Origin of the sequence: Catellatospora sichuanensis, assembly GCF_007483665.1 — a bacterium.
Classification (GTDB): domain Bacteria; phylum Actinomycetota; class Actinomycetes; order Mycobacteriales; family Micromonosporaceae; genus Catellatospora; species Catellatospora sichuanensis.
This window is the reverse complement of record NZ_VIQO01000030.1, coordinates 93,014-113,788: the sequence shown is the minus strand read 5'-3', so window position 1 is coordinate 113,788 and position 20,775 is coordinate 93,014. Positions and strand designations below refer to the sequence as shown.

At 72.1% G+C, this 20,775-nt stretch carries 26 protein-coding genes; 11 read left to right on the top strand and 15 right to left on the bottom strand.

Annotation, left to right across the window (positions count from 1 at the left end):
* The first annotated feature begins 32 nt into the window (after positions 1 to 32).
* Positions 33 to 1,070 carry an ADP-ribosylglycohydrolase family protein gene (locus tag FLL47_RS34310; RefSeq protein ID WP_246159046.1) on the top strand — a complete coding sequence of 346 codons (1,038 nt, stop codon included), beginning with the start codon at positions 33 to 35 and terminating at the stop codon, positions 1,068 to 1,070.
* On the opposite strand, the gene FLL47_RS34305 is transcribed toward FLL47_RS34310, so the two are convergent.
* Entirely contained in the window at positions 1,036 to 1,494 is a 459-nt protein-coding gene (locus FLL47_RS34305; RefSeq protein WP_144126809.1) for a carboxymuconolactone decarboxylase family protein, read from the bottom strand. The two genes, FLL47_RS34310 and FLL47_RS34305, sit on opposite strands and share 35 nt — an antisense overlap.
* Before the next feature lie 145 nt (positions 1,495 to 1,639).
* Here FLL47_RS34305 and FLL47_RS34300 point away from each other — a divergent pair, with 145 nt between their 5' ends.
* On the top strand, positions 1,640 to 2,515 hold the full coding sequence (locus FLL47_RS34300) for a sigma-70 family RNA polymerase sigma factor (RefSeq protein WP_144126808.1): 876 nt from the start codon (positions 1,640 to 1,642) through the stop codon (positions 2,513 to 2,515).
* Between the two features lie 141 nt (positions 2,516 to 2,656).
* On the opposite strand, the gene FLL47_RS34295 is transcribed toward FLL47_RS34300, so the two are convergent.
* From FLL47_RS34295 to FLL47_RS34275, 5 genes are all read right to left on the bottom strand, one after another.
* Positions 2,657 to 3,829 carry a hypothetical protein gene (locus tag FLL47_RS34295; protein ID WP_144126807.1) on the bottom strand — a complete coding sequence of 391 codons (1,173 nt, stop codon included), beginning with the start codon at positions 3,827 to 3,829 and terminating at the stop codon, positions 2,657 to 2,659.
* Positions 3,826 to 4,332: an RNA polymerase sigma factor gene (locus tag FLL47_RS34290; RefSeq protein ID WP_144126806.1), complete on the bottom strand. Its 507-nt coding sequence runs from the start codon at positions 4,330 to 4,332 to the stop codon at positions 3,826 to 3,828. Before FLL47_RS34290 ends, FLL47_RS34295 begins: the two co-directional genes overlap by 4 nt.
* 106 nt (positions 4,333 to 4,438) lie before the next feature.
* Positions 4,439 to 5,662, bottom strand: coding sequence for an RNA polymerase sigma factor (locus tag FLL47_RS34285; RefSeq protein ID WP_144126805.1), 1,224 nt, complete (start codon positions 5,660 to 5,662; stop codon positions 4,439 to 4,441).
* A gap of 6 nt (positions 5,663 to 5,668) precedes the next feature.
* Entirely contained in the window at positions 5,669 to 6,064 is a 396-nt protein-coding gene (locus FLL47_RS34280) for a YciI family protein (protein WP_144126804.1), read from the bottom strand.
* A 212-nt stretch (positions 6,065 to 6,276) separates the two neighbouring features.
* Entirely contained in the window at positions 6,277 to 6,543 is a 267-nt protein-coding gene (locus FLL47_RS34275) for a DUF4235 domain-containing protein (protein WP_144126803.1), read from the bottom strand.
* Between the two features lie 231 nt (positions 6,544 to 6,774).
* On the opposite strand from FLL47_RS34275, the gene FLL47_RS34270 reads away from it, so the two are divergent.
* Positions 6,775 to 8,028, top strand: a complete 1,254-nt coding sequence (locus FLL47_RS34270; protein WP_144126802.1) for a glycoside hydrolase family 16 protein — start codon at positions 6,775 to 6,777, stop codon at positions 8,026 to 8,028.
* A gap of 65 nt (positions 8,029 to 8,093) precedes the next feature.
* Here the strand turns inward: FLL47_RS34270 and FLL47_RS34265 are convergent, their stop codons facing one another.
* Positions 8,094 to 8,402, bottom strand: coding sequence for a hypothetical protein (locus tag FLL47_RS34265; RefSeq protein WP_144126801.1), 309 nt, complete (start codon positions 8,400 to 8,402; stop codon positions 8,094 to 8,096).
* A gap of 274 nt (positions 8,403 to 8,676) precedes the next feature.
* Between FLL47_RS34265 and FLL47_RS34260 the strand changes: the two genes are divergently transcribed.
* A complete protein-coding gene (locus FLL47_RS34260; protein ID WP_144126800.1) occupies positions 8,677 to 9,345 on the top strand; it encodes a hypothetical protein in 669 nt (222 codons plus the stop codon).
* An 18-nt stretch (positions 9,346 to 9,363) separates the two neighbouring features.
* Here FLL47_RS34260 and FLL47_RS34255 read toward each other — a convergent pair whose 3' ends face one another.
* Positions 9,364 to 10,005, bottom strand: coding sequence for a maleylpyruvate isomerase family mycothiol-dependent enzyme (locus FLL47_RS34255; protein ID WP_144126799.1), 642 nt, complete (start codon positions 10,003 to 10,005; stop codon positions 9,364 to 9,366).
* Positions 9,995 to 10,588: a TetR/AcrR family transcriptional regulator gene (locus tag FLL47_RS34250; RefSeq protein WP_144126798.1), complete on the bottom strand. Its 594-nt coding sequence runs from the start codon at positions 10,586 to 10,588 to the stop codon at positions 9,995 to 9,997. Before FLL47_RS34250 ends, FLL47_RS34255 begins: the two co-directional genes overlap by 11 nt.
* 72 nt (positions 10,589 to 10,660) lie before the next feature.
* Here FLL47_RS34250 and FLL47_RS34245 point away from each other — a divergent pair, with 72 nt between their 5' ends.
* Positions 10,661 to 11,224, top strand: coding sequence for a P-loop NTPase family protein (locus FLL47_RS34245; RefSeq protein ID WP_246159031.1), 564 nt, complete (start codon positions 10,661 to 10,663; stop codon positions 11,222 to 11,224).
* On the opposite strand, the gene FLL47_RS34240 is transcribed toward FLL47_RS34245, so the two are convergent.
* From FLL47_RS34240 to FLL47_RS34230, 3 genes are all read right to left on the bottom strand, one after another.
* Positions 11,199 to 11,894, bottom strand: coding sequence for a GNAT family N-acetyltransferase (locus FLL47_RS34240; RefSeq protein ID WP_144126796.1), 696 nt, complete (start codon positions 11,892 to 11,894; stop codon positions 11,199 to 11,201). The genes FLL47_RS34245 and FLL47_RS34240 overlap by 26 nt on opposite strands.
* A 176-nt stretch (positions 11,895 to 12,070) precedes the next feature.
* A complete protein-coding gene (locus FLL47_RS34235) occupies positions 12,071 to 12,553 on the bottom strand; it encodes a hypothetical protein (protein ID WP_144126795.1) in 483 nt (160 codons plus the stop codon).
* Between the two features lie 63 nt (positions 12,554 to 12,616).
* Positions 12,617 to 13,186, bottom strand: coding sequence for a hypothetical protein (locus FLL47_RS34230; protein ID WP_144126794.1), 570 nt, complete (start codon positions 13,184 to 13,186; stop codon positions 12,617 to 12,619).
* A 138-nt stretch (positions 13,187 to 13,324) separates the two neighbouring features.
* On the opposite strand from FLL47_RS34230, the gene FLL47_RS34225 reads away from it, so the two are divergent.
* The 3 genes from FLL47_RS34225 to FLL47_RS34215 all read left to right on the top strand — a co-directional run bounded on the left by FLL47_RS34225 (position 13,325) and on the right by FLL47_RS34215 (position 16,574).
* Complete coding sequence (locus FLL47_RS34225; protein WP_222106322.1) at positions 13,325 to 13,861, top strand: P-loop nucleotide/nucleoside kinase family protein; 537 nt, start codon at positions 13,325 to 13,327, stop codon at positions 13,859 to 13,861.
* Positions 13,862 to 13,906: 45 nt separating this feature from the next.
* A complete protein-coding gene (locus FLL47_RS34220) occupies positions 13,907 to 14,998 on the top strand; it encodes a tetratricopeptide repeat protein (protein WP_144126793.1) in 1,092 nt (363 codons plus the stop codon).
* A gap of 109 nt (positions 14,999 to 15,107) precedes the next feature.
* Entirely contained in the window at positions 15,108 to 16,574 is a 1,467-nt protein-coding gene (locus tag FLL47_RS34215) for a hypothetical protein (RefSeq protein ID WP_144126792.1), read from the top strand.
* Positions 16,575 to 16,626: 52 nt separating this feature from the next.
* Here FLL47_RS34215 and FLL47_RS34210 read toward each other — a convergent pair whose 3' ends face one another.
* Positions 16,627 to 17,103, bottom strand: a complete 477-nt coding sequence (locus tag FLL47_RS34210) for an SRPBCC family protein (protein WP_144126791.1) — start codon at positions 17,101 to 17,103, stop codon at positions 16,627 to 16,629.
* A 1-nt stretch (position 17,104) separates the two neighbouring features.
* Positions 17,105 to 17,443 (bottom strand): ArsR/SmtB family transcription factor, encoded by a 339-nt coding sequence (locus FLL47_RS34205; RefSeq protein WP_144126790.1) that lies wholly within the window; start codon positions 17,441 to 17,443, stop codon positions 17,105 to 17,107.
* Between the two features lie 117 nt (positions 17,444 to 17,560).
* Between FLL47_RS34205 and FLL47_RS34200 the strand changes: the two genes are divergently transcribed.
* Positions 17,561 to 18,601 carry a suppressor of fused domain protein gene (locus FLL47_RS34200; protein WP_186316074.1) on the top strand — a complete coding sequence of 347 codons (1,041 nt, stop codon included), beginning with the start codon at positions 17,561 to 17,563 and terminating at the stop codon, positions 18,599 to 18,601.
* Positions 18,602 to 18,662: 61 nt separating this feature from the next.
* Here FLL47_RS34200 and FLL47_RS34195 read toward each other — a convergent pair whose 3' ends face one another.
* Positions 18,663 to 19,274: a hypothetical protein gene (locus FLL47_RS34195; RefSeq protein WP_144126788.1), complete on the bottom strand. Its 612-nt coding sequence runs from the start codon at positions 19,272 to 19,274 to the stop codon at positions 18,663 to 18,665.
* Between the two features lie 114 nt (positions 19,275 to 19,388).
* Between FLL47_RS34195 and FLL47_RS34190 the strand changes: the two genes are divergently transcribed.
* Both FLL47_RS34190 and FLL47_RS43285 read left to right on the top strand, forming a co-directional pair.
* A complete protein-coding gene (locus FLL47_RS34190) occupies positions 19,389 to 19,724 on the top strand; it encodes a PadR family transcriptional regulator (protein ID WP_144126787.1) in 336 nt (111 codons plus the stop codon).
* Complete coding sequence (locus FLL47_RS43285) at positions 19,721 to 20,662, top strand: permease prefix domain 1-containing protein (protein ID WP_186316073.1); 942 nt, start codon at positions 19,721 to 19,723, stop codon at positions 20,660 to 20,662. Before FLL47_RS34190 ends, FLL47_RS43285 begins: the two co-directional genes overlap by 4 nt.
* Positions 20,663 to 20,775: the final 113 nt, after the last annotated feature.

Here is a 20,775-nt window from a genome sequence, read left to right as displayed (position 1 = left end):
AACGGAAGGAAAGAAGATCCGCCGTGACAGCGATGCTCGACCATCCGCAGCTGCTGCGCCGGGCGCACGGCTGCATGCTCATGGCAGCCCGCGCCGACCTGGTGGCCGCTCCCCTGCACGGGGCCACCGTGCCGGATCCGGCACAGGTGGAGGCGGTGCTGCGCGCGGCCCGCGCCGGGCACGCCCGGCAGTCGCCGCCCAGCGCGGCCGCGACCCAGCTGCTGATACTCGCCGAGCACCTGGGCCGGCACGCGGGCCGGGTGCACGACGACGTGCTGGCCCTGGAGCTGGCCCGGGAGTGGCCGGACCGGCCCGAACTGGCCGACACCGGCACCGCGCGGGTGCTGTCCGCGGTGCGCCGGGGCGTGCGCTGGTCGCAGGTCGCCCCGACCGTCCACGACGGACAGGGCAGCTATGGCAGCGTCGCCGCGGTGCGGGCGGGCGCGATCGGCCTGCTGCCCGACGCGGGTGTCGGCGCGGTCGCGGCGCTGGCCCGCCGCACGGCCGGCATCACGCACAGCCATCCGCTGGCCCGGGACGCGGCCGCCGCGACGGCGACCGCGGTGGCCCTGGCCGCGCGCGGGCAGCCGCTCGCGCCCGCCGACAAGTACGCGTTCCTCGACCTGGTCACCGCGCAGCTGCGGACCAGCGAGTTCCGGGCCGCGATGGGCGAGGTGCAGACCCTGGTCCGCCATCGCAGCGCCCCGGCCGACGCGGCCGCGACGGTCGGCGCGGGCGGCACCGCACTGCGCTGCGTGCCCGCCGCGCTGACGGCGTTCCTGCGCCACCCTGACGACCCGGTCGCCGCCATCCGGTACGCGATGATGATGGGCGGGCAGGCCCGCACCGTGGCCACGATCGTCGGCGCGGTCTGCGGGGCCCGTCACCCCGAGCACAGCCTGGCCGTGGCGGCCCGGCCGGATGTCACCCGGCGGCTGCGCATCCAGGCCGCTGCTGCGGCGCTGGCCCGGCTGGCGACCGGCCGCCGGACCGCCGGGCTGCGGCGGGGCCGTACCGACGGCCCCGTGCCGCAGCTCAGCCCCAGTTCTGGCCGGCCGGCTGGCGGGTGACCGCGTTCAGCCGGTTGAAGAAGTTCGTCGTCGCGATCCACAGCACCAGTGAGGCGAGCTCGGCCTCGCCGAAGTGCTTGGCGGCCGCCTCCCAGACGTGGTCCGGCACCGGGTCGGCCTTGTCGGCCAGCCGGGTGGCGTGCTCGGCGAGGTCCAGCGCGGCGCGCTCGGCCTCGGTGAAGTAGTCGGTCTCGCGCCAGGCCGCGACCGCGAACAGCCGCTCGTCGGTCTCCCCGGCCTTGCGCATGCCGCGGGCGCCGGAGTCGACGCACGCGCTGCAGCCGTTGATCTGGCTGGCGCGCAGGTGCACCAGGTCCAACGTCGACTTGGCCAGGCCCGCGGAGTGGGCGGCCTTGTAGATCAGGTTGATGCCCTTCACGGCGTCCGGCAGCAGGGCGGCGGGGTTGGTCATCCGGGACTGCATGGCTCCTCCATTAGGATCTTGATGTCGCCGGGCCTGTCACATCGGCCCGATCTCGTTCGTCATCGGTATGACGGGCCGCTTTCCGAAGATGTGACAGATGTGGCCTGGATCACTATTCATGACGGTTCGGGGAGGTACGTACGACATGGACGAGCAGGACCGGCTGGCCGAACGCTTCGAACAGGACCGGGGACGGCTGCGTGCGGTGGCGCTGCGGATGCTCGGCTCCTCGGCCGAGGCCGACGACGCCGTACAGGAGACCTGGCTGCGACTGAGCCGTACCGACGTCAGCGAGGTCGGCAACCTCAGCGGCTGGCTGACCACCGTGGTCGGCCGGATCTGCCTGGACATGCTGCGCTCACGCAGCACCCGGCGCGAGGACCTGTTCGACGACGCCGCCGACACCGACCTGCCACCCGTCGGCGCCACCGCCGGGGCCGACCCCGAGCAGGAGGCGGTGCTCGCCGACTCCATCGGGCTCGCGCTGCTGGTCGTGCTCGACACGCTCACCCCCGCCGAGCGGCTGGCGTTCGTGCTGCACGACATGTTCGCGGTGCCGTTCGACGAGCTCGCCCCGGTCATCGGCAAGTCGCCCGACGCGGCCCGGCAGCTGGCCAGCCGCGCCCGCCGCCGGGTGCAGGGGCAGGCCCCGACCGGCGACGTCGACCAGGCCCGCCGCCGCGAGGTGGTCGAGGCGTTCCTGTCCGCCGCCCGCGAAGGCCGCTTCGAGGCGCTGCTCACCGCGCTCGACCCCGACGTGGTGATGCGCGCCGACGCGACCGCCGTGTCCTACGGCTCGACCGGTGAGAAGCGCGGCGCGGCCACCGTCGCCGGGTACTGGAACGGCATGGCCGCCGAGGCGCGTACCGCGCTGGTCGACGGCGTCGTCAATGCGGTCTGGGCGCCGGGCGGCAAGGTGCGTGTGGTACTGGCCTTCACCATCGTCGGCGGCCGCATCGCCGCCATCGACCTCACCGCCGACAAGGACCGGCTCGCCGACCTGGACGTGTCGATCATCTAAGGCCGGGACCACCGGCCACGAATGCCGTGGGGCGTATGCATCTCGGGATATGAACCCGTCCCGAGATGCATACGCCCCACGGCGACATACCGGCAGTGCCGGCTGAGTGCCGCCCGTGGGCGTGGCCCAGCCGCGGCACGATCAGCGCGGTCGCTGCGTCGTCGTCTTGCCCCTCGCGAACGTGTGGACCGTGGTCGCGGTCGTGATGACGGTCGTCTCGTACCTCACGCCACTCGGCACCCGCGCCAGGTAGACACCGTCGCCGAGCTGGGCCTGCACCCGGCTGCCGTCCTCCCCGACGACCTCCACCCGCTCCGTGCCCGGCAGCGTGAGACCGGCCAGCCATGACTCGTCCCTGTCCGAGCCCCCCAGGATCGAACCCGGCCCGATGTTGGTCGCCGAGCCGAGCCCCAGGATCGGACCGTGGTAGGACACGCCGTTCTCCGGGTCGTCGGCCAGGTTGGTCCAGGAGCACAGGGCGATGGCCCTGTCGGCCCGGTAGATCTGCAGCGCCCAGCTGTCCCCGTGGCGCGCGGTCAGGGCCCGCGTCGCACCGTTCAGCTCCAGGCGCTGGTCCAGCGCCCGCAGGCAGTATCGGTCGAACTCCTCCTCCTGGAACGTCGCAGTCACGGACAGCGCGTCGCGGGCCAGGTCAAGGCTGCTGTCGCCCACGGTCAGCGCCGCATCGGCCAGCGCCGCCGCCGGACCCCACACCACGGCGAACCCGTCTCGCTGCGCCGTCTGCACGTCCCCTCTCGTGGGAGTCACCGAGACCACCCCGGCCGGATCGCGCAGGCGCGCCACGATCGCCACCGTGCCGTCCGGCAGATGATCCCGGTACGCGGTGAGGGGCTGGTCGAGCTCCATCGCGGTGGTCTGCCCGTACGAGATCCGGCCCGAGACCGATCCGTCGGCGGCCCGCGCACAGTCGAAGATCATTGAACGGAGCGGCCCGGGAGCGGCGGTGTAGAGCCGGAAACGCGCGTCGCCGCGCTGCAGTTCGAGCAGCGGTTCCTCGAGCGTGGTCGGCAGCTGCGCCGCCCGGCCCGTCCTGGCGGCCTCGGCCGTGTAGGCCGCCTGGCAGCTCCGGTTGAACGCCGCGACCCGCTCGGCCTGCTCGTGCCGGTCGAGCCCGTACGCCGTGACGCCGGCCAGTCCGGCCAGCCCGACCACGGCGGCCGCCGCCGTCGCGATCCGTGCCCGGCGGCGGCGCTGCCGCCCACGCCGCTCCACCTGCTCCAGGCCGGCCGGCAGGGAGCCGTCGCCGAACCTCGTCGAGATCAGGCCGCTCAGCTCTTCGTCGGTCAGGGTCATCGTCGCGCCTCCGTAACGGTCGCAGCCTGCTCACCGAGTGCCCCGCGCAGCGCCGCCAGGGCGCGGTGCAGGTGGACGTGGACCGTCGCGGCAGTGATCCCGAGCAATCGCCCGGTCTCGTCCGCGCTCAGGTCCGCGAGCACGCGCAGCGCCACCACCTCGCGCTGCCGCCTCGACAGCGTCATGACTGCGGCCGTCAGCGCGTCGTCCAGCGGGTCCTCGGACAACGGCCGGGCACCCGGCTCGGGCCCCTCCGCGGTGAGGAACTCCTTCCTCCGCCGACGCCACCAGGACCGCGACACGTTCAGCGCCGTCCGGATGACCCAGGCGGTCGGGTTGGGGTGATCGCGCACCGATGCCCAGTGCTGATACGCCCGGGCGAACGCCTCGGCGACCGCGTCCTCGGCGCCGGCGCGGTCGCCCACGGCCACGAACACGGTGCGGTACGCGACGTCACGTCGCGCCCGGAAGAAGTCTGCGAAGTCGTCCACGGTCTCTTTCATGATCGGTAGCGCCGGCTCACTGGCGACCGCTATACGCCTGGGCGAACCTGCCACCTTTACGGAGCCGCATAACGAGCCGATAACGAAGCCCTGCTCGCCGACCCGGTCAGGATCCGTCGCGCAGGCGGCCGATCTCGGTCAGCAGGTACCGCAGCTCGGGGGCGCTGGACGTGCCGACCGCGGCAGAACGCAGCTGCTCGATCGCGGCCGGGCGGTCGCCGGCCATCTCCAGCAGGTGACCGCGCACGGCGGCCAGGCGGTAATGGCCGGGCAGCTGCTCGTCGAGCGTGTCCAGCACCTTCAGGCCCGCCTGCGGGCCGTCGACCATGGCCAGGGCGACGGCGCGGTTGAGGGTGACCATCGGGTTGGGCTGGATGCGCTCCAGTACGCCGTACAGCGCGAGGATCTGCGGCCAGTCGGTCTCGCCGGCCGCGGCGGCCTCGTCGTGCACCGCGGCGATCGCCGCCTGCAGCTGGTACGGCCCGACGGCGCGCTGCCGCAGCGCGGCGCTGACCAGGTCGACCCCCTCGGCGATGGCCGCCCGGTTCCAGCGGGCGCGGTCCTGCTCGGGCAGCGGGATCAGCTCCCCGTGCGGGCCGGTGCGCGCGTCGCGGCGGGCGTCGTTGAGCAGCATCAACGCCAGCAGCCCGGCGACCTCGGGCTCGTGCGGCAGCAGGCGGTGCACCTCCCGGGTGAGCCGGATCGCCTCCTTGGACAGGTCGGTGCGCACCAGCTCGCCGCCGCCGCTGCTGGCGTACCCCTCACTGAAGATCAGGTAGAGCACGTGCAGCACGGCGTCGAGCCGGGGCCGCCACTGCTCGCCCGACGGCAGCCGGAACGGCTCGCCGGAGGCGTGCACGCGCTGCTTGGCGCGGCTGATCCGCTGGCCCATGGTGGCCTCCGGGACCAGGAACGCGGCGGCGATCTCAGTAGTGGTGAGGCCGCCGACCGCGCGCAGCGTCAGCGCGATCGCCGACGCGGGCGTCAGCGCGCGGTGGGTACACATGAACAGCAGCTGCAGCGTGTCGTCGCGGTCGCCGCCGGGCGCATCCGCGGCGGCCGCCGCCACGGGCTCCCAGTCCCGCTCCTCTCGGCGGCGGCGGGCGTCGTCGCCTCGCCACATGTTGATCAGCCGCCGGGAGGCGGTGGCGACGAGCCACGCCTCCGGGCTGTCCGGCAGCCCTTCGGACGGCCAGTGCAGATGCGCCGCGAGCAGCGCCTCCTGCACGGCGTCCTCGGCGGTGTCGAAGTCGCGGTACTTGCGCGCGACCACGGCGAGGACCCGCGGCGCGAGTTCGCGCAGCAGGTCCTCGATCGGCCGGTCGGTCATCGCAGGTCAGGCGTCGGCCGGCGGCGGGCCCACGATCGGGCGCACCTCGATCGGGATGCCGAGCGGCTCGCCGTCCTTGCCGGGCGCGGATGACGCCTTGGCCGCGATCTCGTACGCCCGGTCGGGGCTCGCGCAGTCGACGATCCAGAAGCCGATCAGGAACTCCTTGGCCTCGGGGAACGGGCCGTCGGTGACGGCGGGTGCGCCCTTGCCGTCGTGGCGCACGATGCGGGCCTGGTCGGGGAAGGTCAGTCCTTCGTTGAAGACCATCTCGCCGGCCTCGCGCAGCTCGCGGTCGAAGTCGTGCTGGAACTCGAGGTGCCGCTTCACGTCCTGCTGCGACCAGTTCACGATGCCCTCGGTGGCGTTCTGACCCGTGTGCATCATGATCATGTACTTCATGTCCGTAACTCCTCCTGGCGATCCGTGGTGGCGGCGGCCGCCCGTCGGGCCTGTCCCGCCACCCTCTCACCGGGTAGACACCGCCGGCCGCGCGCCTTCGACATCCGCGCCGCACAATTCTCAAGATTTTTCCGGCGAAGTTGAACGGCTCGACCCGCACATGGTCAAGGGCCCCGTTCCACCGAACGGAGCCCTCGGGTACGACAAGCCGCTCAGTCCGGCCAGCTGCCGGTGAGCGCCTTGACGCCGTGCGCGCCGCCGCGGTCGACGGCGGCTTTGACCAGTCCGAAGACCGCACCCTGCAGCGCCGCGGCGAGCAGGATCTCGGTCCAACCCTTCGTCGGGTCGGTGGCGTGCGGCGCCTCGCGTTTGCCGGAGACGATCCGCCAGACCTGTTTGAACGCCACCCCGGCGACGGCACCGGCCACAACGCCGCTCACCATCCCGATCGGCTTGTAGACGACCTTCTGCGTGTTCATGGCAGACGCATACCCGCTTCAGCCGGCGCGTACCGCCGCCGCGACCACGTCGCGTACGGCCATGATCACACTCCACATCGGAGCTGAGTCGATCTCATAGAGAGCGCTCTCTTGACGGGGGCGCGACTCCGTCCTAACGTGACGGTTGTCAATTTATTAACAGTGCTTACCATATGTGTTCTGCCCGGAACGCCTGGTAGCACGCCTCGCACGCTCCTGGGAGGTAGTCCCATGCGTAGAACGACCCGACTGCTGGCCCGGCTGACCGTGGCCGCGCTCGCCGCCGCCGGCCTCACCGTGCCCGCCACCGTCATCACCGCCACCCCCGCCCTCGCCGTCGGCCCGCAGACCTGGTCCGACGAGTTCAACGCGGCCGCCGGCACGCCCGTCAACGGCAGCAAGTGGAAGTTCGACATCGGCGGCGGCGGCTGGGGCAACAACGAACTGCAGTACTACACCAACAGCACCAGCAACGCGGTCCACGACGGCGCGGGCAACCTCGTCATCACCGCCCGCCGGGAGAACCCCGCCGGCTACGGCTGCTGGTACGGCAGCTGCCAGTACACCTCCGCGCGCCTGCTCACCGCCGACCGGTTCACCCAGACCTACGGCCGGTACGAGGCCCGCATCAAGATCCCGCGCGGCAACGGCATCTGGCCCGCGTTCTGGATGCTCGGCAGCGACATCGGCACCAACCCGTGGCCCAACAGCGGCGAGATCGACATCATGGAGAACATCGGCCGCGAGCCCGGCACCGTCCACGGCAGCCTGCACGGCCCCGGCTACTCCGGCTGCTGCTCGCTGACCGGCCAGTACACCCTGCCGGGCGGAGCGCGGCTGGCCGACGCCTTCCACACCTACACCGTGGACTGGGCACCCGACTCGGTGACCTGGTACATCGACGGCATCCAGTACTCCCGCAAGACCCGCGCCGACGCGGGCAGCAACCACTGGGTCTTCGACCACCCGTTCTTCATGATCCTGAACGTGGCGGTGGGCGGCAACTGGCCCGGCTCCCCCGACGGCAGCACCGTGTTCCCGCAGTCGATGGTCGTCGACTACGTCCGGGTCTTCGCCCAGGACGGCGGCACCCCGCCCACCGGCGGCACCCCGCTCATCGGCCAGGGCAGCAACCGCTGCATCGACATCCCCAGTTCCAACACCGCCAACGGAAGCCGGCTGCAGATCTGGGACTGCAACGGCACCGGCGCACAGCGGTGGTCCTTCGAGGCCGACGGCAGCCTGCGGGCGCTGGGCAAGTGCATGGACGTCGCGGCCGGCTCGTCGGCCGACGGCGCGGCCATCCAGCTCTACGACTGCAACGGCACCGGCGCGCAGAAGTTCGTCCTCAGCGGAGCTGGCGACCTGGTGAACATCCAGGCCAACAAGTGCGTCGACGTCACCGCCGCAGGCACCGCCAACGGCGTGAAACTGCAGCTCTACACCTGCAACGGCACCGGCGCCCAGAAGTGGCGCAAGGGCTGACCGTCGTCACCGACCGCCTCGTCTCCCGGATGCGCCGAATCCGGGAGACGAGGCACAATTCGGCCTCACGGGGTGCAGGACACCGTGACCTCAGCGAAGAAGACGTGGCCGAAGTAGGGGTGGTCGAAGACCTCCCACACGCCGGGCTGTCCGGTCTGGACGCAGGTGTAGAGCTGTTCGGCACCGGCCGACGCCTCGGCGTCCCAGGCGGCGGCCTGGATGGCCGATGCCGCCGTGGGGCCGCGGCCGCCACCGGTGAACTCCTTGGCAGTGTCGGCCATCGCAGGTACAGCGGCTGCCGCCAGCAATGCTGCCGCTGCGGCCGCCACACCGACCGCGGCCGTGACGCGACGCTTGATCGAGGAACGGTGCACGAGATTTCTCCTTCCGGGCGCGAGGAACCAAGGTGGCATCGAAGTTGACGATTCAACCGATCCCTCGATCATCATGACCAGTCCAGTTGCGACAGTCAATGTAAGGTGCCGCATCGCGACCATCGAAAAAGGTCACCCCTCCTCGGTAACCTGACGCGGTGACCCGCAACATCCATCCCGGCGCGTCTGGCAGACCGACCGCACCACGGTGCCCCGAGTGCGTCGCCACCGGCCTGATCTGCCGCAGTTGCCGGACCGTGGGCGCCTTCCGGCCATGAGCGGACGCGGGCTCCGCATCCCGAGCGGCCTGACCAGGCGGGCTCGGGCCTACCTGACCGCGCACGCGATCCGGCGCGAGACATGGTCGGCCGAGCAGCACCGGCGACACTGGCACCGTGACGGCCGAGCCGCCGACGCGATCGAGCACCTGGCCGCCTACCAGGCCCGGTGGGGCGGGCTGGAGCTGCCGCCCACGCCTGAGTACGAAGGCGGTCCGCGTGTGCTCGACGCCGACGACCCTTCCGTCGCAGAAGACCTCGGCCCCTGTTTCACCGCCGGGGCTCCACGATCGGCCACGGCCTACGGGTTCGTGGTCGACGGCGCAGGACACTTCGGCATCGTCGCGGAAGGCACCTGGGTGCCGCTGCACGGCTCGGTCGAGGGCTGGGTGGAAGCCGCCGCGCTGCGGCACCTCGCCGACGGCCTGCCCGCCGAGGTGCGCATGGCCACCGGGACCAGGATCGACGGGCTGCCCGAGCGATACCGGATGCGCCCTGTGCCCGAGGTGGCGGGCGTCGCCGACGGCTGGTGGCGGGGCAAGGACAGCCTGCTGGCGATCTATCGCGGCGAGGCCCGGCTGTTCGGCAACCTGCAATACCAGACGGCGTACCTCTACCTGGGCATCGACGACCTCACCGAGCGCCTGCGGCTCGGCGTCCGCTGAACGCGTCCGACGGCCGACTCAGGCCGCAACCGACAGCCGTGCGGCGAGCGCCGCGGATCCGGCACCCGACAGGTCGGGAAGGGCCGTCAGCCGCCCGGTGAGCACCAGCAGGATCGCCTCGATCGGGGCGCTGACCTCGGCTCCCTCGCCCATGGCCCAGTCCGTGTCGGTCGCGGTCAGCCGAAAGCCCGCCATCCGCCGGCGTGCTCGGAACGGCCAGTTCAGCGCCCACACCCGGGTCGCGGCGGTGCCCGCGGCGGCTGGGTCCAGGGCGAGCCGGCGACCCACCGGGACCGCGATGTCCTGGCTGTGCACCAGGATGTCGATCAGTGTCTCCAGCGGCGTGACGCCGAGGTTGTGCCGGCGCGAGCCGATCGTGGCGCGGATACGCGCGACGAGTTCCGCGGTGGGCAGTGCTGCGCGGCGGTGGGCCATGTCGAGGATCAGCCGGTTCATGCCGTGGGGGCGTACGTACGGCAGCTCGCGCAGGACGTCACCTAGCCCTATCTGCTGCAGGGTCAGGTGCGCGGCGACGTCGCGCACGGTCCAGCCCGCGCACAGTGACGGAAGCCGCCAGTCCTCATCGGACAGCTGATCGAGTAGATCGGCGACGCCCTGCCGATGCGCGTCGATGGCCTGCCATACCTGATCACGGTCCATGACTGCCTCGCTTTCCACGTGGCGACCGGCCGGGGAACAGTGCGGCGACGAGCGGGCCGAGCTGCCCGAGGGGGTCGAAGTTCGGGTTCGGGTAGGACAGCTGGTGCAGGACCAGGCCGGTCCAGCAGTTCATGATGATCGGCGCGTCCCGCTCCAGGTCGGTGGAACCGGACACGCGTATCCAGGTGAGGAAGTGCGCCCGCACTCGCCCACCGACGGCGGCGAGCTGCGCCCGCAGCGGCGGCCGGTGGGCCGCCTCGACGAGCACGGCGTAGCGGGCCAGCGTCAGCGCGCGATGCGGGCCGGTGGCCTGGTGGGCGAACTCGGCCAGCGCGTCGGCAAGCTCGGCGGGGGTGGTCGGGCAGCGGGCCGCCCACAGCTGGTCCCAGTTGTCGCGTTCGCGGTCGGCGACGCGTTCCACCAGCGCGTCGAGCAGGGCGTCCCGAGTGCTGAAGTAGTTCGCCGCCGAGCCGGACGGCAGCCCGGCCTGGGTGTCGACGGCGCGGTGCGTGAGCCCGTGCATCCCGCGCTCGCCCAGCAGCGAGATCGCGGCGTCCAGAAGCAGGTCACGTCGATTCGACATGAAGCGATACTACGATGGTTGTTCAAAGAACAACATATGTTGTTTCGTGCGGGCGCCCGCTACGCTCGGCCGGTGACCGCGAGCCGCCCCTTTCCGCAGAAGATCCTGATCTACGGGGTGTACGGGGCGGGCAAGTCCACCCTCGCCCTGGAGCTCTCCCGGCGGTTGGGCCTGCCCTGGCAGCCGGTCGACGAGATGACCTGGGAGCCAGGCTGGAAAGAGGTCCCGATGCCGGTGCAGCGGGACCGGATCGCGGCGGTCTGCCGGCGGAAGTCCTGGATCCTCGACGGCGCGTACAAGGACTGGCTCGACGTCCCGCTCGCCTCCGCCGACCTGGTCATCGGCCTGGACTTCTCCCGCGGGCTGACGCTGCGGCGGCTGCTGCGGCGCACCGCGCGGCTGGTCTCCACCGGAGAGGTCATCTGCAACGGCAACCGCGAGACGCTCGGCAGCGTGCTGTCCTCCGAGTCGATCATCCTGTGGCACTTCGCGTCGTTCGGTCGCAAGCGCCGCCGGATGCGCCGGTGGGCCGCGGACTCCCCCGGCCCCCAGGTGCTGCTGTTCCGCACTCCGGCCGAGCTGGACCGCTGGCTCGACGAGCTGAGCCCGGTCAGCTCGGCGCGACCACGACGGTGAAGGTGAGCTGCCGCCGGACCGCGAAGCCCATCGCCTCGTAGAGCCGGATCGCGCTGGTGTTGTCGCTGGCCGCGTGCAGGAACGGCGTCTCGCCGCGCCGCCGCACGCCCGCGGCGACCGCCCGGATGAGCCGGGTGGCCAGCCCCTGCCCGCGGTATGCAGGGTCGGTACAAACCGCACTGATCTCGGTGAAACCCGGTGGATGCATGCGCTCCCCGGCCATCGCCACTAGCCTGCCGTCCTGCCTGATGCCGAGGTAGGTACCCATTTCGAGCGTGCGGGCGAGAAACGGCCCCGGCTTGGTGCGTTCGACCAGGTCGAGCATCTCCGGGACGTCGGCCGTGCCCAGCGGCACCGCCGCGGGCTCGTCCGCGACCGCGATCGTGGCGTCGACCAGCTGGACGACCTCGTCCTGCCAGGTGATCTGCCAGCCCGCCGGCACGGGGCAGTCGCCGATGACCACGGCCCTGCCATCCGGACCGACCAGCGCCGCGAGATCGTCCCACGCCTGCGTGTCGGCGCCCGCCGGCAGCGCGGCAAACGGTGTCACGGCCGGGTCGTAGCAGGCCGCCTGACCGTGCCGACGGGCGAACACGGCGTGCGGGCCGGACAGCGCTGCCCCGGCCGGGTCGTCGAGCACGCCGGTGTCGATCGTGTGCAGGCCGCTCATCACAGACCACTCCCCCGCAACAATGCCCTGATCAGCAGACGTCATCGTAGTCGCCACGGCGGGCCGCAACCGCGGCCGGTCCGCGAACGGTGACCGAACCACATCTGCGAGGTGAGGGCATAGCCGGCTGGCAACGGGGCCGCCGAGAGGCCGGGGTGCCCGCTTCTCGCAGGCGGTCAGAACAGGCGGCGCTGCCCGGCCCGCAGGGCGATGTGGGCGGCGAGCCGGTCGCCGTCGGCCACCAGGAGGTCGTTGAACCGGACCCTGCCGCCGGGCAAGTGCACGGTGAAGTCGCGCCGGGTGGTGGTGAACGCGCCGTTGCTGGTGTTGACGGTGACGCCTTCGACGTAGGCCACCTCGTGCCAGGTCACCACGTGCTGCACCCGGCCGAGTGCGCCGACCGTGATCATGCCCCGCTCGAACACGTGGATGGTCCGGTTGCGGCGGATCAGCATGGCCTGAACGAGCAGGCCGACGGTGATCACGGTGCCGGCGATCTGGTAGGGCACGATGTCCGCACCGAAGCCCAGCACCAGCGTGGTCACGGCCACGATCGGGGCGATGAGCAGCTGCGCCACCGGCCGGGTGCCGTACCGCTGCAGCAGGCTGCCGAATCCGGCGTGGGCCGCCCTGTCCTGGACGCTCGGACCACTATTCATCGACCACCCTCCACATAAGACACACGGAGGGTACCGCAGCAATACACGGTACGTAGGGGTGGGTCAGGCCCACCTGGAGAGCCAGCGATCGATGCGGCGCAGCTGACGCGGCGTCAAACCGGCCTCCACCGGCGGGGCCACCACCAGCGCCCGGTTGCCCCACGGCCTGGTGTCGGCGCCGCGCAGCTGGTGGCGTACGTCGTCGTCGGTCCACAGCAGCGGGCGGCCCTCCTCAAGCACCCGCTGCGCCGCGGGCAGCTTCCACCAGGTCTGCTTCGTCCTGGCCAGCGGTGTCGCCAGGGCGGTGTCCTGGGATCCGAACTCGGGGCACTCGCGCACCGGCCAGGCCGGCAGACCCAGTGCGGTGCCGACGTTGACGGAGTGGTGCTGCCAGGTGCTGTGCCACCAGATCTCGGCGCGGCCGTGCTCGTGGACGCGGCGCAGGAAGTCCAGCACGGGCGTCGCGGCGAGGATGGGCCACTCGAGGTCGTGGTTGCTGGGCGCGGTGGTCCGGACCCATTCGTGGTCCGGCCAGACGCGGCGATCCGGCAGATCGGTGACCGCGTTGATGACACCGTCGATGTCCAGCAGCCAGATCGGCACACCCGCCACGGCCTTCCGTTCCCGCCGCACCAGCGCGATCCCCTCCTCGGCCGTCTGTCCACTGCCGACAGCCAGTCTGCCGCCGTCCGGCCTGCCGGGCAAGGCGAACGGCTGGTCGGCGGACGCGCGTGGCGGGCGAGGGCTACATCCGGCCGGTAGCATCCGCACGTGCTTGTAGTGCTGGTGAACGGCCTTCCCGGTGCGGGGAAGACGACCCTGGCGCGGGAGCTCGGCCGCGCGCTGCGGCTGCCCGTCTTCGCCAAGGACGCGGTGAAGGAGACCCTCGCCGATCATCTGCCGGGGCAGGGCGCCGAGTGGAGCCGCTCGCTGGGCGTCGCCGCCGGCGAGACGCTCTGGACACTGCTCGCGTACGCACCGGGCGGCGCGGTGCTCGAGTCGCCGTGGCTGGCACAGCTGCGTGGCGTCGTGCTCGCGGGCCTGGCCCGCGCCGAGGTCGATCCGGCGACCGTCCACGAGGTCTGGTGCGACGCGCCCGTCGAGGTCGCCCGGCGGCGGTACGAGTCCCGTGCGCCCGGCCGTCACCCGGTGCACCGCGACACGCTCGTCGACAGCGGGGTGCGGTTCGCGGCCTGGGCGGCCGCAGCGGCCCCGCTCGGCGTGGGCACCCTGCACCGGGTCGACACCACCGGCCCGGTCGACGTGGCCGCCCTGGCCGGCCGGATCACCGCGGCCCGCGCAGACTGAGCTGCTGGACATCGACCGGTGATGTGCCGCCGGTACGCTCCGGCCATGGTGCACACCGAGCGGGACCTGGCCGCCGCGCTGAACGAGGCGAGATCCATGCCCGCCGGCAGAGCGAAGTGCGAGCGCCTGGACGAGGTGATCCGCCTTGCCGACGCCGCCGGCCTGGACGCCTTCGCCTTCAACGCCCGGCTCGACGCGATGGGCGACTACGTGCGTGCCGGGCAGACCCAGCGCAAGCTGCTCGCAATGGCGATGTGCCTGGCCACGCTCGAGCGCAGCCCGGAGGTCGTCACGCCGTGGCAGCACCAGCGGCTGCTGCGGCTGCTGGTTTACGCACCCATGAACCTGGTGCGATTCCCGGCTGTCGCACGCACGCAGATCGAGCAGGTCTTCGACGACGCCGAGCGGCATCTGCGCAGCTCCGGCTACCGCATGCACGCGATCTACCAGTTGCGGATGTACGTCGCGCTGCACCTGGGCGACCACGACGCGGCGCTGTCCTGGCACGACCGTTTCCTCGTCGCCGAGCCCGACCGGATGTCGAGCTGCAACGCCTGCGTGCCGTCGTACCTCATCGAGTGTTACGAGGAGACCGGCCAGTTCGCCAGGGCGGTCGAGCTCACCGAGAAGTCGAAGCACCTCACCTGCCACGGCCAGCCGTCCTGGCTGCTCAGCCATGCCCTGCTGCCGTATGTGCGGACGGGCGACCTGGACGGGGCACGGGAGGCGCAGCGGCGCGCCTATCCCGGCATGCGCGATGCGAACTGGTTGCACGGCATCGGCCTGCACCTGGTGTACTTCGGGCTGACCGGCAACGAGGTGCGCGGGCTCGAACTGGTGGAGCGCCATCTGCCCTGGCTGGACGGCTCGCCGTCACCGTTCCAGACCATGGAGTTCGCCTCGGGCGCGGTGATGGTGCTGCGCGGGCTGGCCGAGACCGGGCACGGTGGCGCGGTCGTACGTGACGGGCGGCGTGGCGGCGACCCGGAGACCACCGTCGGGGCCCTGTGCGACGAGCTGGCGGCGATCGCGAACGACCTCGCCGGGCGGTTCGACGCCCGCAACGGCAACGACCACTTCCGGCGACGGCTGGCCGCCCGGTCGGTGCCCGCGTCCGGCGATGATCCGCGAGACTGACGCCACGGCGGTCCGGCGGCGGGCTGTCGTTGCCCACCGCCCAGCTTAGCGATAGTGTCCGCGCTCGACGCGGCCCGCACCCGCCGCGGCCAGGCGAAGGAGCGGCACGATGGCATCGTCCGGGGTGGTCTTCCCCGTCAGCAGCGGCACCGAGCGCAGCACGTCCGCGCTGGGACGGGCGGTGGTCGCCGACGCGCTGCGGCCGGTGGACCCGGTCGGCGCCCGCGCGGCCGAGCACGAGACCAACTGGCGCACCGACTACCTGGTGCACTTCCGGCGGCTGGTCGAGGCGGGTCTGACCTCCGGTGACGCCGCGCGCGGCAGCGCGGCGGCCGGCCTGGCGTCGCTGCATCGGCGGATGCGGGTGGTGGCCGAGGACGGCGAGATCGGCCTGACGGAGGCGTTCGAGCGCAAGCCTGACCCGTCCACCGAGCTGGGCACGGTGACGGTCGGCGGCGACGGTGACGTGGACCGCGAGCTGTCCCTGCCGTACCGGGGTGAGCGGCTGCGCGGCGACGCGCTGGCCCGGCAGCTGGATGCGTGGGTCGCCGCCGGGGTCGTGGAGCCGAGCTGCGCGGAAGCGGTGCGGGCGGTGGCCGCCAATCCGGACTGGCTGGACCTGTCCGACGTGCGGGTGGTGGCGCTGGGCGCGGGCGCCGAGATGGGCCCGACGCATTCGCTGCTGCGCTGGGGCGGCGAGGTGGTCGCGGTCGACCTGCCGCGGCCGCAGCTGTGGCGGGGCCTGCTGGAGACCGCCCGGCGGTACGGGGGCCGGCTGCGCATCCCGGTCGCCGCCGCGCGCCGCGACCACGCGGACCTGGCCGAGGTCGCCGGCGCGGACCTGCTGCACCAGCTGCCCACGGTCGCGGACTGGCTGCTCGGCGTGGACGGCCGGCTGGTGGTCGGCAACTACGTCTATGCGGACGGAGCGACCAATGTGCGCGTCTGCGCCGCGGTGGACGCGCTGACCGAGCACCTGCGCGGGCAGCGCCCGGACACGGCGCTGGCGTTCCTGGCCACCCCGACGGACGTGTTCGCCGCGCCCGGCGAGGCGGTCGCCCAGGCCGACGAGAAGTACCGGCAGCCGTCGACGCTGCGTACGCTGCGCGGGCCGCTGCGGATGCTGTCGGCGGGGCGGCTGCTGCGGCGCAACTATCCGCCCGAGGCCGACCCGGGCATCTGCGACAGCCTCGTGGCGCAACAGGGTCCGAACTACGCCCTGGCCAAGCGGCTGCAGCGGTGGCGGGCGGCGGTGGCCCGACACGAGGGCGCGACGGTCAGCCTCAAGGTCGCGCCGCCGACCCGGACCCGCTCGGTGGTGAAGAACCGGGTGCTGGCCGCGGCGTACGCGGGCGCGCCGGCGTTCGGCGTGGAGGTGTTCGAACCGGCGACGTCCAACACGCTGATGGCCGCGCTGCTGGTGCACGACCTGCGCAATCCCCCGCCGGTGCGAGAGCACGTGTGGCAGGAGGAGGCGCAGGGCGCGGCGCACGGCGGGCTGTGGCGGATGCCGTACGCCCCGCGCAGCGCACTCGGCCTGGCGGCGCTGCTCGGCCTGGGCGGCGCGCGCAACTGAGACGGCACGGCCCGCACCGGCGGACGTCCGTCGGTGCGGGCCGCCGCGCCGGTCAGGCCAGCGTCTTGAGGTACGCGTCCAGCGCCTGGTAGGACTCGTTGGCGCCGCCCTCCATGCCGGAGGCGACCATGCCGTCCCGGTCCTCCTTGTTGGCGAACGTCGACGTGCCGGTGAGCGTGGTCTTGCCGTCCTTGTGCTCGAAGACGAGCCGCTCGACGGAGATGTGGCCGGGCAGGCCCTCCCACTCGAAGGTCTGCACGATCAGTTCCATGGGCACGATCTCGCGGACCTCGCCGCGGAAGGCCCACTCCTCGCCGTTGTCGCCGTGCTCGACGATGCGCCACTTGCCGCCGGGCCGGAAGTCGAACTCGGTGATGTCTGCCTCGTGGCCACGCGCCCACCACTTCTTCAGGTGCTCGGCCTTGGTGTGCACCTCCCAGACCAGTGCCAGGGGCGCGTCGAAGCTGCGCGTCATCACGATCTCGAGGTCGCCCTGCAGCTTGACGTCCAGGGTCTTGGTCTCGCCCATCTCACTTCTCCTCTGTGGTGGGACCCGTCTGCAGGGTCCGCAGGTAGTCGTCCAGCCGGTCGTAGCGCTCGTCCCAGAATCGGCGGTATTGCTCCGCCCACGCCGAGATGTCGCGCAGCGGAGCCGCCTCCAGTCGGCAGGGCCGCCACTGCGCGTCCCGGCCGCGGGTGATCAGGCCCGCCTGCTCCAGCACCTTCAGATGCTTGGAGACCGCCTGGAGGCTGATCGGAAACGGCTCGGCGAGCTGGTTCACGGTGGCGTCGCCGTCGGCCAGGCGGGCGAGGATCGCCCGTCGGGTCGGGTCGGCCAGCGCCGCGAAGACCAGGCTCAGTCGGTCCATGTCCGCCTCTCTATTCAACCATCCGGTTAATCAACCGACAAGTTGAGTATGCACCTCACGGCCCCCCTCCGCAACCCGTACCCCGAAAGGCGGACCCCATCCGTAAAGTCACCGCCCATGACCGACGACACCGAGGACTACCCGGGCTGGGACGCCGTCACCGCAGCGCTGGACCGGCTCTACCCGGGCGTCGAGCCGCAGCACTTCGGCACGCCGATCAAGTGGAGGCTGGGCGGGCCGGGCCCGCTCGACGGCGTGAGCTTCTACCGCCGTGACGACCATTGGCACCTGGTCAGTTACGGCATGTCCGAGCTGTACACCAAGGAGTGGGACGACCCGGAGCAGTCGGGCTGGGGCTTCGAGTTCACCTTCCGGGTGGCCCGCACGTCCGGCGAGGACGAGCCGCCGCTGTGGGCGGCGAACTTCCTGCAGGCCCTGGCCCGATACGTGTTCGGTTCGGGCAACGGCTTCGGGCCCGGACACCACCTCGACCTCAACGGGCCCGTGTGCGAGCGGCCGGACACCGCCATCCGCGCCGCCGCCTTCACCGACGACCCTGAACTCGGCGTCATCGACACCCCGCACGGACAGGTGCGGTTCCTGCAGGTCGTCGGCCTCACCCTGGAGGAATACGCGGTCATCGAGCAGTGGGACGCGCTGCGCCTGCTCGAGGCACTGCGGCCCCGGCTGCCGCTGCTGGTCACCGACCTCGACCGCGGCGACCTCACCGGCGACGCCGAGGTCGCCGCGGCGATCTCCCACGGCGTGCGCGACGACGGATCCTCGACCGGCGCCCTGTTCGTGGCGGAGGCGAGCTGGCAGCAGCAGGACGGCACCACCACGGTGACCGTCGGGGCAAACGCCGCCGCCCGGATCGGGCGGGTGCTGGCGGCCCGGCTGCCGTTCGGCCGCGACCTGTACCTCGCCGGCCCGGAGAGCGGGGTGCACATCCGGCCCGGGACCCGGCTCACCATGTCCCAGAAGGCCGACGGCCCGCTGGACCTGCAGCTCACGCCCGAGGTGCTGGCGGAACTGACCGGCCTGCTGCGGCCCGCGGCCGGGGAGCACCGGCTGGCCGCCGCGCCGGAACTGACCGTCCGGATCGTCCGGTCGCAGATCCGCGACCAGAGCGGGGCGGTCGTGGCCGAGGTCGGTTGACCCTGGAACGGTACGGGCAGCCGGCGGTCCTCGACCGCCCGGCTGCCCGGGCGGGGTCCGGTCAGGAGACCTTCGTCAGCGGCCAGCTGACGTAGCCGTTGCTCAGCTCCGCCTTGCTGCCGGAACAGGTGTAGGACACCGTGTTCTTGGACAGGTCGAGGTTGCCGTCGAACGCCGCGGCGGGCATCGGTGTCTCGACGCCGTTCATGGTCATGACCGACTTGGTGGTGATCTTGCCGCCGGGCATCACGCCTGCGATCTTTCCGTCCTTGGTCGTGTAGGTGGTGCTGGTCGCCGAGCCGTTGATGGTCATCTTGGCCTCGACGGCCGAGCCGGACACGGTGGACTTGATCGAGATGACCGCGTCGTCGTACGCGATGGTCATCTGGTCGGCGAACTCCAGGGTGATGCTGCCGGAGCCCTTGCCCTCGCCGCCGCCCAGCCGGGCGGCCGCCTTGGCCATGGCGTCCACGTCGGCCGTCCACTTGCCGGTCAGGCAGCCGTCCCGGTCGCCCGCGGCGGTGCCCGCCGAAGGAGCGACGCTGGTCACCGAAGGAGCGGCGCCCGGCGCGCCGCTGGATGCCGGTGTGGTCCCAGGGGTGTCGGCGGTGCAGGCAGCAGTGGCGAGGGCGACTGCGAGGACGAGTGCGGCGAGGGGGCCCGATGGCTTCATGGCGCACATGATGCCGACCAGCCACTCCCCTTTCCGTTGACTGACGGAAAACCGTCAGCGGATGGACCATGAAGTCTGTTGCCATACTGTGTGGCACACACTATCGTGTGACGTATGGTTAACGACGAGCAGCTCTCGACGCACCTGCAGGAACTGCGCCGAGGCACCGTCGTGCTGGCCTGCCTGCTCGTGCTGAGGCAGGCCAATTACGGATACGCGCTGCTCGACCTGCTGGAGCAGCGCGGCTTCGCGGTCGACGCGAACACCCTCTATCCGCTGCTGCGCCGCCTGGAGAAGCAGGGGCTGCTGACCAGCGACTGGAACACCGACGAGGCCCGGCCACGCAAGTTCTACCGCACCAGCGCCGAAGGCGAGCAGCTCGCCGACACGCTGGGCCGCGACTGGGACGCCCTCGACGCCGCATTCCGCGCACTGAAAGGCCGGCCATGACCACCCTCACCGACCGCTACGTGGACGCCACGCTGCGCCGCCTGCCCGGCCGCCAGCGCGCCGACATCGAGAAGGAACTGCGCACCGCGATCGCCGACGCCGTCGACGACCGGGTCGAGGCGGGCGGCGACCCCGCCGCCGCCGAGATCGAGGTGCTGACCGAGCTGGGCGACCCCTCCCGGCTCGCCGCCGGATACGCCGACCGGCCGCTGCACCTGATCGGCCCGGCGCTCTACCACGACTACACCCGCCTGCTCGCGATACTGCTGGCCACGGTGGTGCCCGCGGCCGCCGCCGGGGTGGGCCTGGTCCGGGCGCTGCGCGGCGAGGACGCGCTGACCCTGGCCGGTGACGCGCTGTCGGCGGCGTTCACCACGGCCGTCCACATCGTCTGCTGGACCACGCTGGCGTTCGCGGCCCTCGACCGGCTGCCCCGTCTGCGTCCCGGCGCCGCCCGGCCGTGGAGCATCGACGCGCTGCCGGAACGGCCGAGCCGACGGGCCCGGTACGCGGAACTGGCGACACTGACCGTGGTGACCGTGCTCTTCTGCACGTTCGTGCTGCTGACCCCGGTGGTCAGCACGCGCAGCGACGCGGCGGGCGAGCCGATCGGCCTGCTGTCGCCGTGGCTGTGGCAGACCGGCGTGGTGTACGCCTTCCTCGCCGTGGGGCTGGCCGGGCTCGGATTCGCGTTCGCCCGGCACTACGCCCGCTGGAGCGTGCCGCTGGCGCTGTCCGGTGCACTGGTCGAGGTCGCGGCCCCGCTGACGCTGATCTGGCTCGTCACGACCGACCGGGTGCTCAACCCGGCCTTCGTCGCCGCGGCAGGGTGGAGTCCGGACACGACACGGTGGATCGGGATCGGCCTGGTCGCCATGTCCTCGCTCAGCCTGCTGCACGCCGTCACCGACGGACTCGGCCAGGCCCGCCACCGCTGAACACAGCTCGCCCGGCCGTGCGCCGCCGCAATCGCTCGCCCCTGCCGCCGAGCACCGCTCGTCCGTGCCCTCCGCTGCTGAACACCGCTCGCCCCTTGCCCTGACCTTGCGTA

Coding starts and splice junctions, on each gene's coding strand:
- FLL47_RS34310 (WP_246159046.1), top strand. CDS start 33: ATGCTCGACCATCCGCAGCTGCTGCGCCGGGCGCACGGCTGCATGCTC.
- FLL47_RS34305 (WP_144126809.1), bottom strand. CDS start 1,494: ATGCAGTCCCGGATGACCAACCCCGCCGCCCTGCTGCCGGACGCCGTG.
- FLL47_RS34300 (WP_144126808.1), top strand. CDS start 1,640: ATGGACGAGCAGGACCGGCTGGCCGAACGCTTCGAACAGGACCGGGGA.
- FLL47_RS34295 (WP_144126807.1), bottom strand. CDS start 3,829: ATGACCCTGACCGACGAAGAGCTGAGCGGCCTGATCTCGACGAGGTTC.
- FLL47_RS34290 (WP_144126806.1), bottom strand. CDS start 4,332: ATGAAAGAGACCGTGGACGACTTCGCAGACTTCTTCCGGGCGCGACGT.
- FLL47_RS34285 (WP_144126805.1), bottom strand. CDS start 5,662: ATGACCGACCGGCCGATCGAGGACCTGCTGCGCGAACTCGCGCCGCGG.
- FLL47_RS34280 (WP_144126804.1), bottom strand. CDS start 6,064: ATGAAGTACATGATCATGATGCACACGGGTCAGAACGCCACCGAGGGC.
- FLL47_RS34275 (WP_144126803.1), bottom strand. CDS start 6,543: ATGAACACGCAGAAGGTCGTCTACAAGCCGATCGGGATGGTGAGCGGC.
- FLL47_RS34270 (WP_144126802.1), top strand. CDS start 6,775: ATGCGTAGAACGACCCGACTGCTGGCCCGGCTGACCGTGGCCGCGCTC.
- FLL47_RS34260 (WP_144126800.1), top strand. CDS start 8,677: ATGAGCGGACGCGGGCTCCGCATCCCGAGCGGCCTGACCAGGCGGGCT.
- FLL47_RS34255 (WP_144126799.1), bottom strand. CDS start 10,005: ATGGACCGTGATCAGGTATGGCAGGCCATCGACGCGCATCGGCAGGGC.
- FLL47_RS34250 (WP_144126798.1), bottom strand. CDS start 10,588: ATGTCGAATCGACGTGACCTGCTTCTGGACGCCGCGATCTCGCTGCTG.
- FLL47_RS34240 (WP_144126796.1), bottom strand. CDS start 11,894: ATGAGCGGCCTGCACACGATCGACACCGGCGTGCTCGACGACCCGGCC.
- FLL47_RS34235 (WP_144126795.1), bottom strand. CDS start 12,553: ATGAATAGTGGTCCGAGCGTCCAGGACAGGGCGGCCCACGCCGGATTC.
- FLL47_RS34220 (WP_144126793.1), top strand. CDS start 13,907: ATGGTGCACACCGAGCGGGACCTGGCCGCCGCGCTGAACGAGGCGAGA.
- FLL47_RS34215 (WP_144126792.1), top strand. CDS start 15,108: ATGGCATCGTCCGGGGTGGTCTTCCCCGTCAGCAGCGGCACCGAGCGC.
- FLL47_RS34210 (WP_144126791.1), bottom strand. CDS start 17,103: ATGGGCGAGACCAAGACCCTGGACGTCAAGCTGCAGGGCGACCTCGAG.
- FLL47_RS34205 (WP_144126790.1), bottom strand. CDS start 17,443: ATGGACCGACTGAGCCTGGTCTTCGCGGCGCTGGCCGACCCGACCCGA.
- FLL47_RS34200 (WP_186316074.1), top strand. CDS start 17,561: ATGACCGACGACACCGAGGACTACCCGGGCTGGGACGCCGTCACCGCA.
- FLL47_RS34195 (WP_144126788.1), bottom strand. CDS start 19,274: ATGAAGCCATCGGGCCCCCTCGCCGCACTCGTCCTCGCAGTCGCCCTC.
- FLL47_RS34190 (WP_144126787.1), top strand. CDS start 19,389: ATGGTTAACGACGAGCAGCTCTCGACGCACCTGCAGGAACTGCGCCGA.
- FLL47_RS43285 (WP_186316073.1), top strand. CDS start 19,721: ATGACCACCCTCACCGACCGCTACGTGGACGCCACGCTGCGCCGCCTG.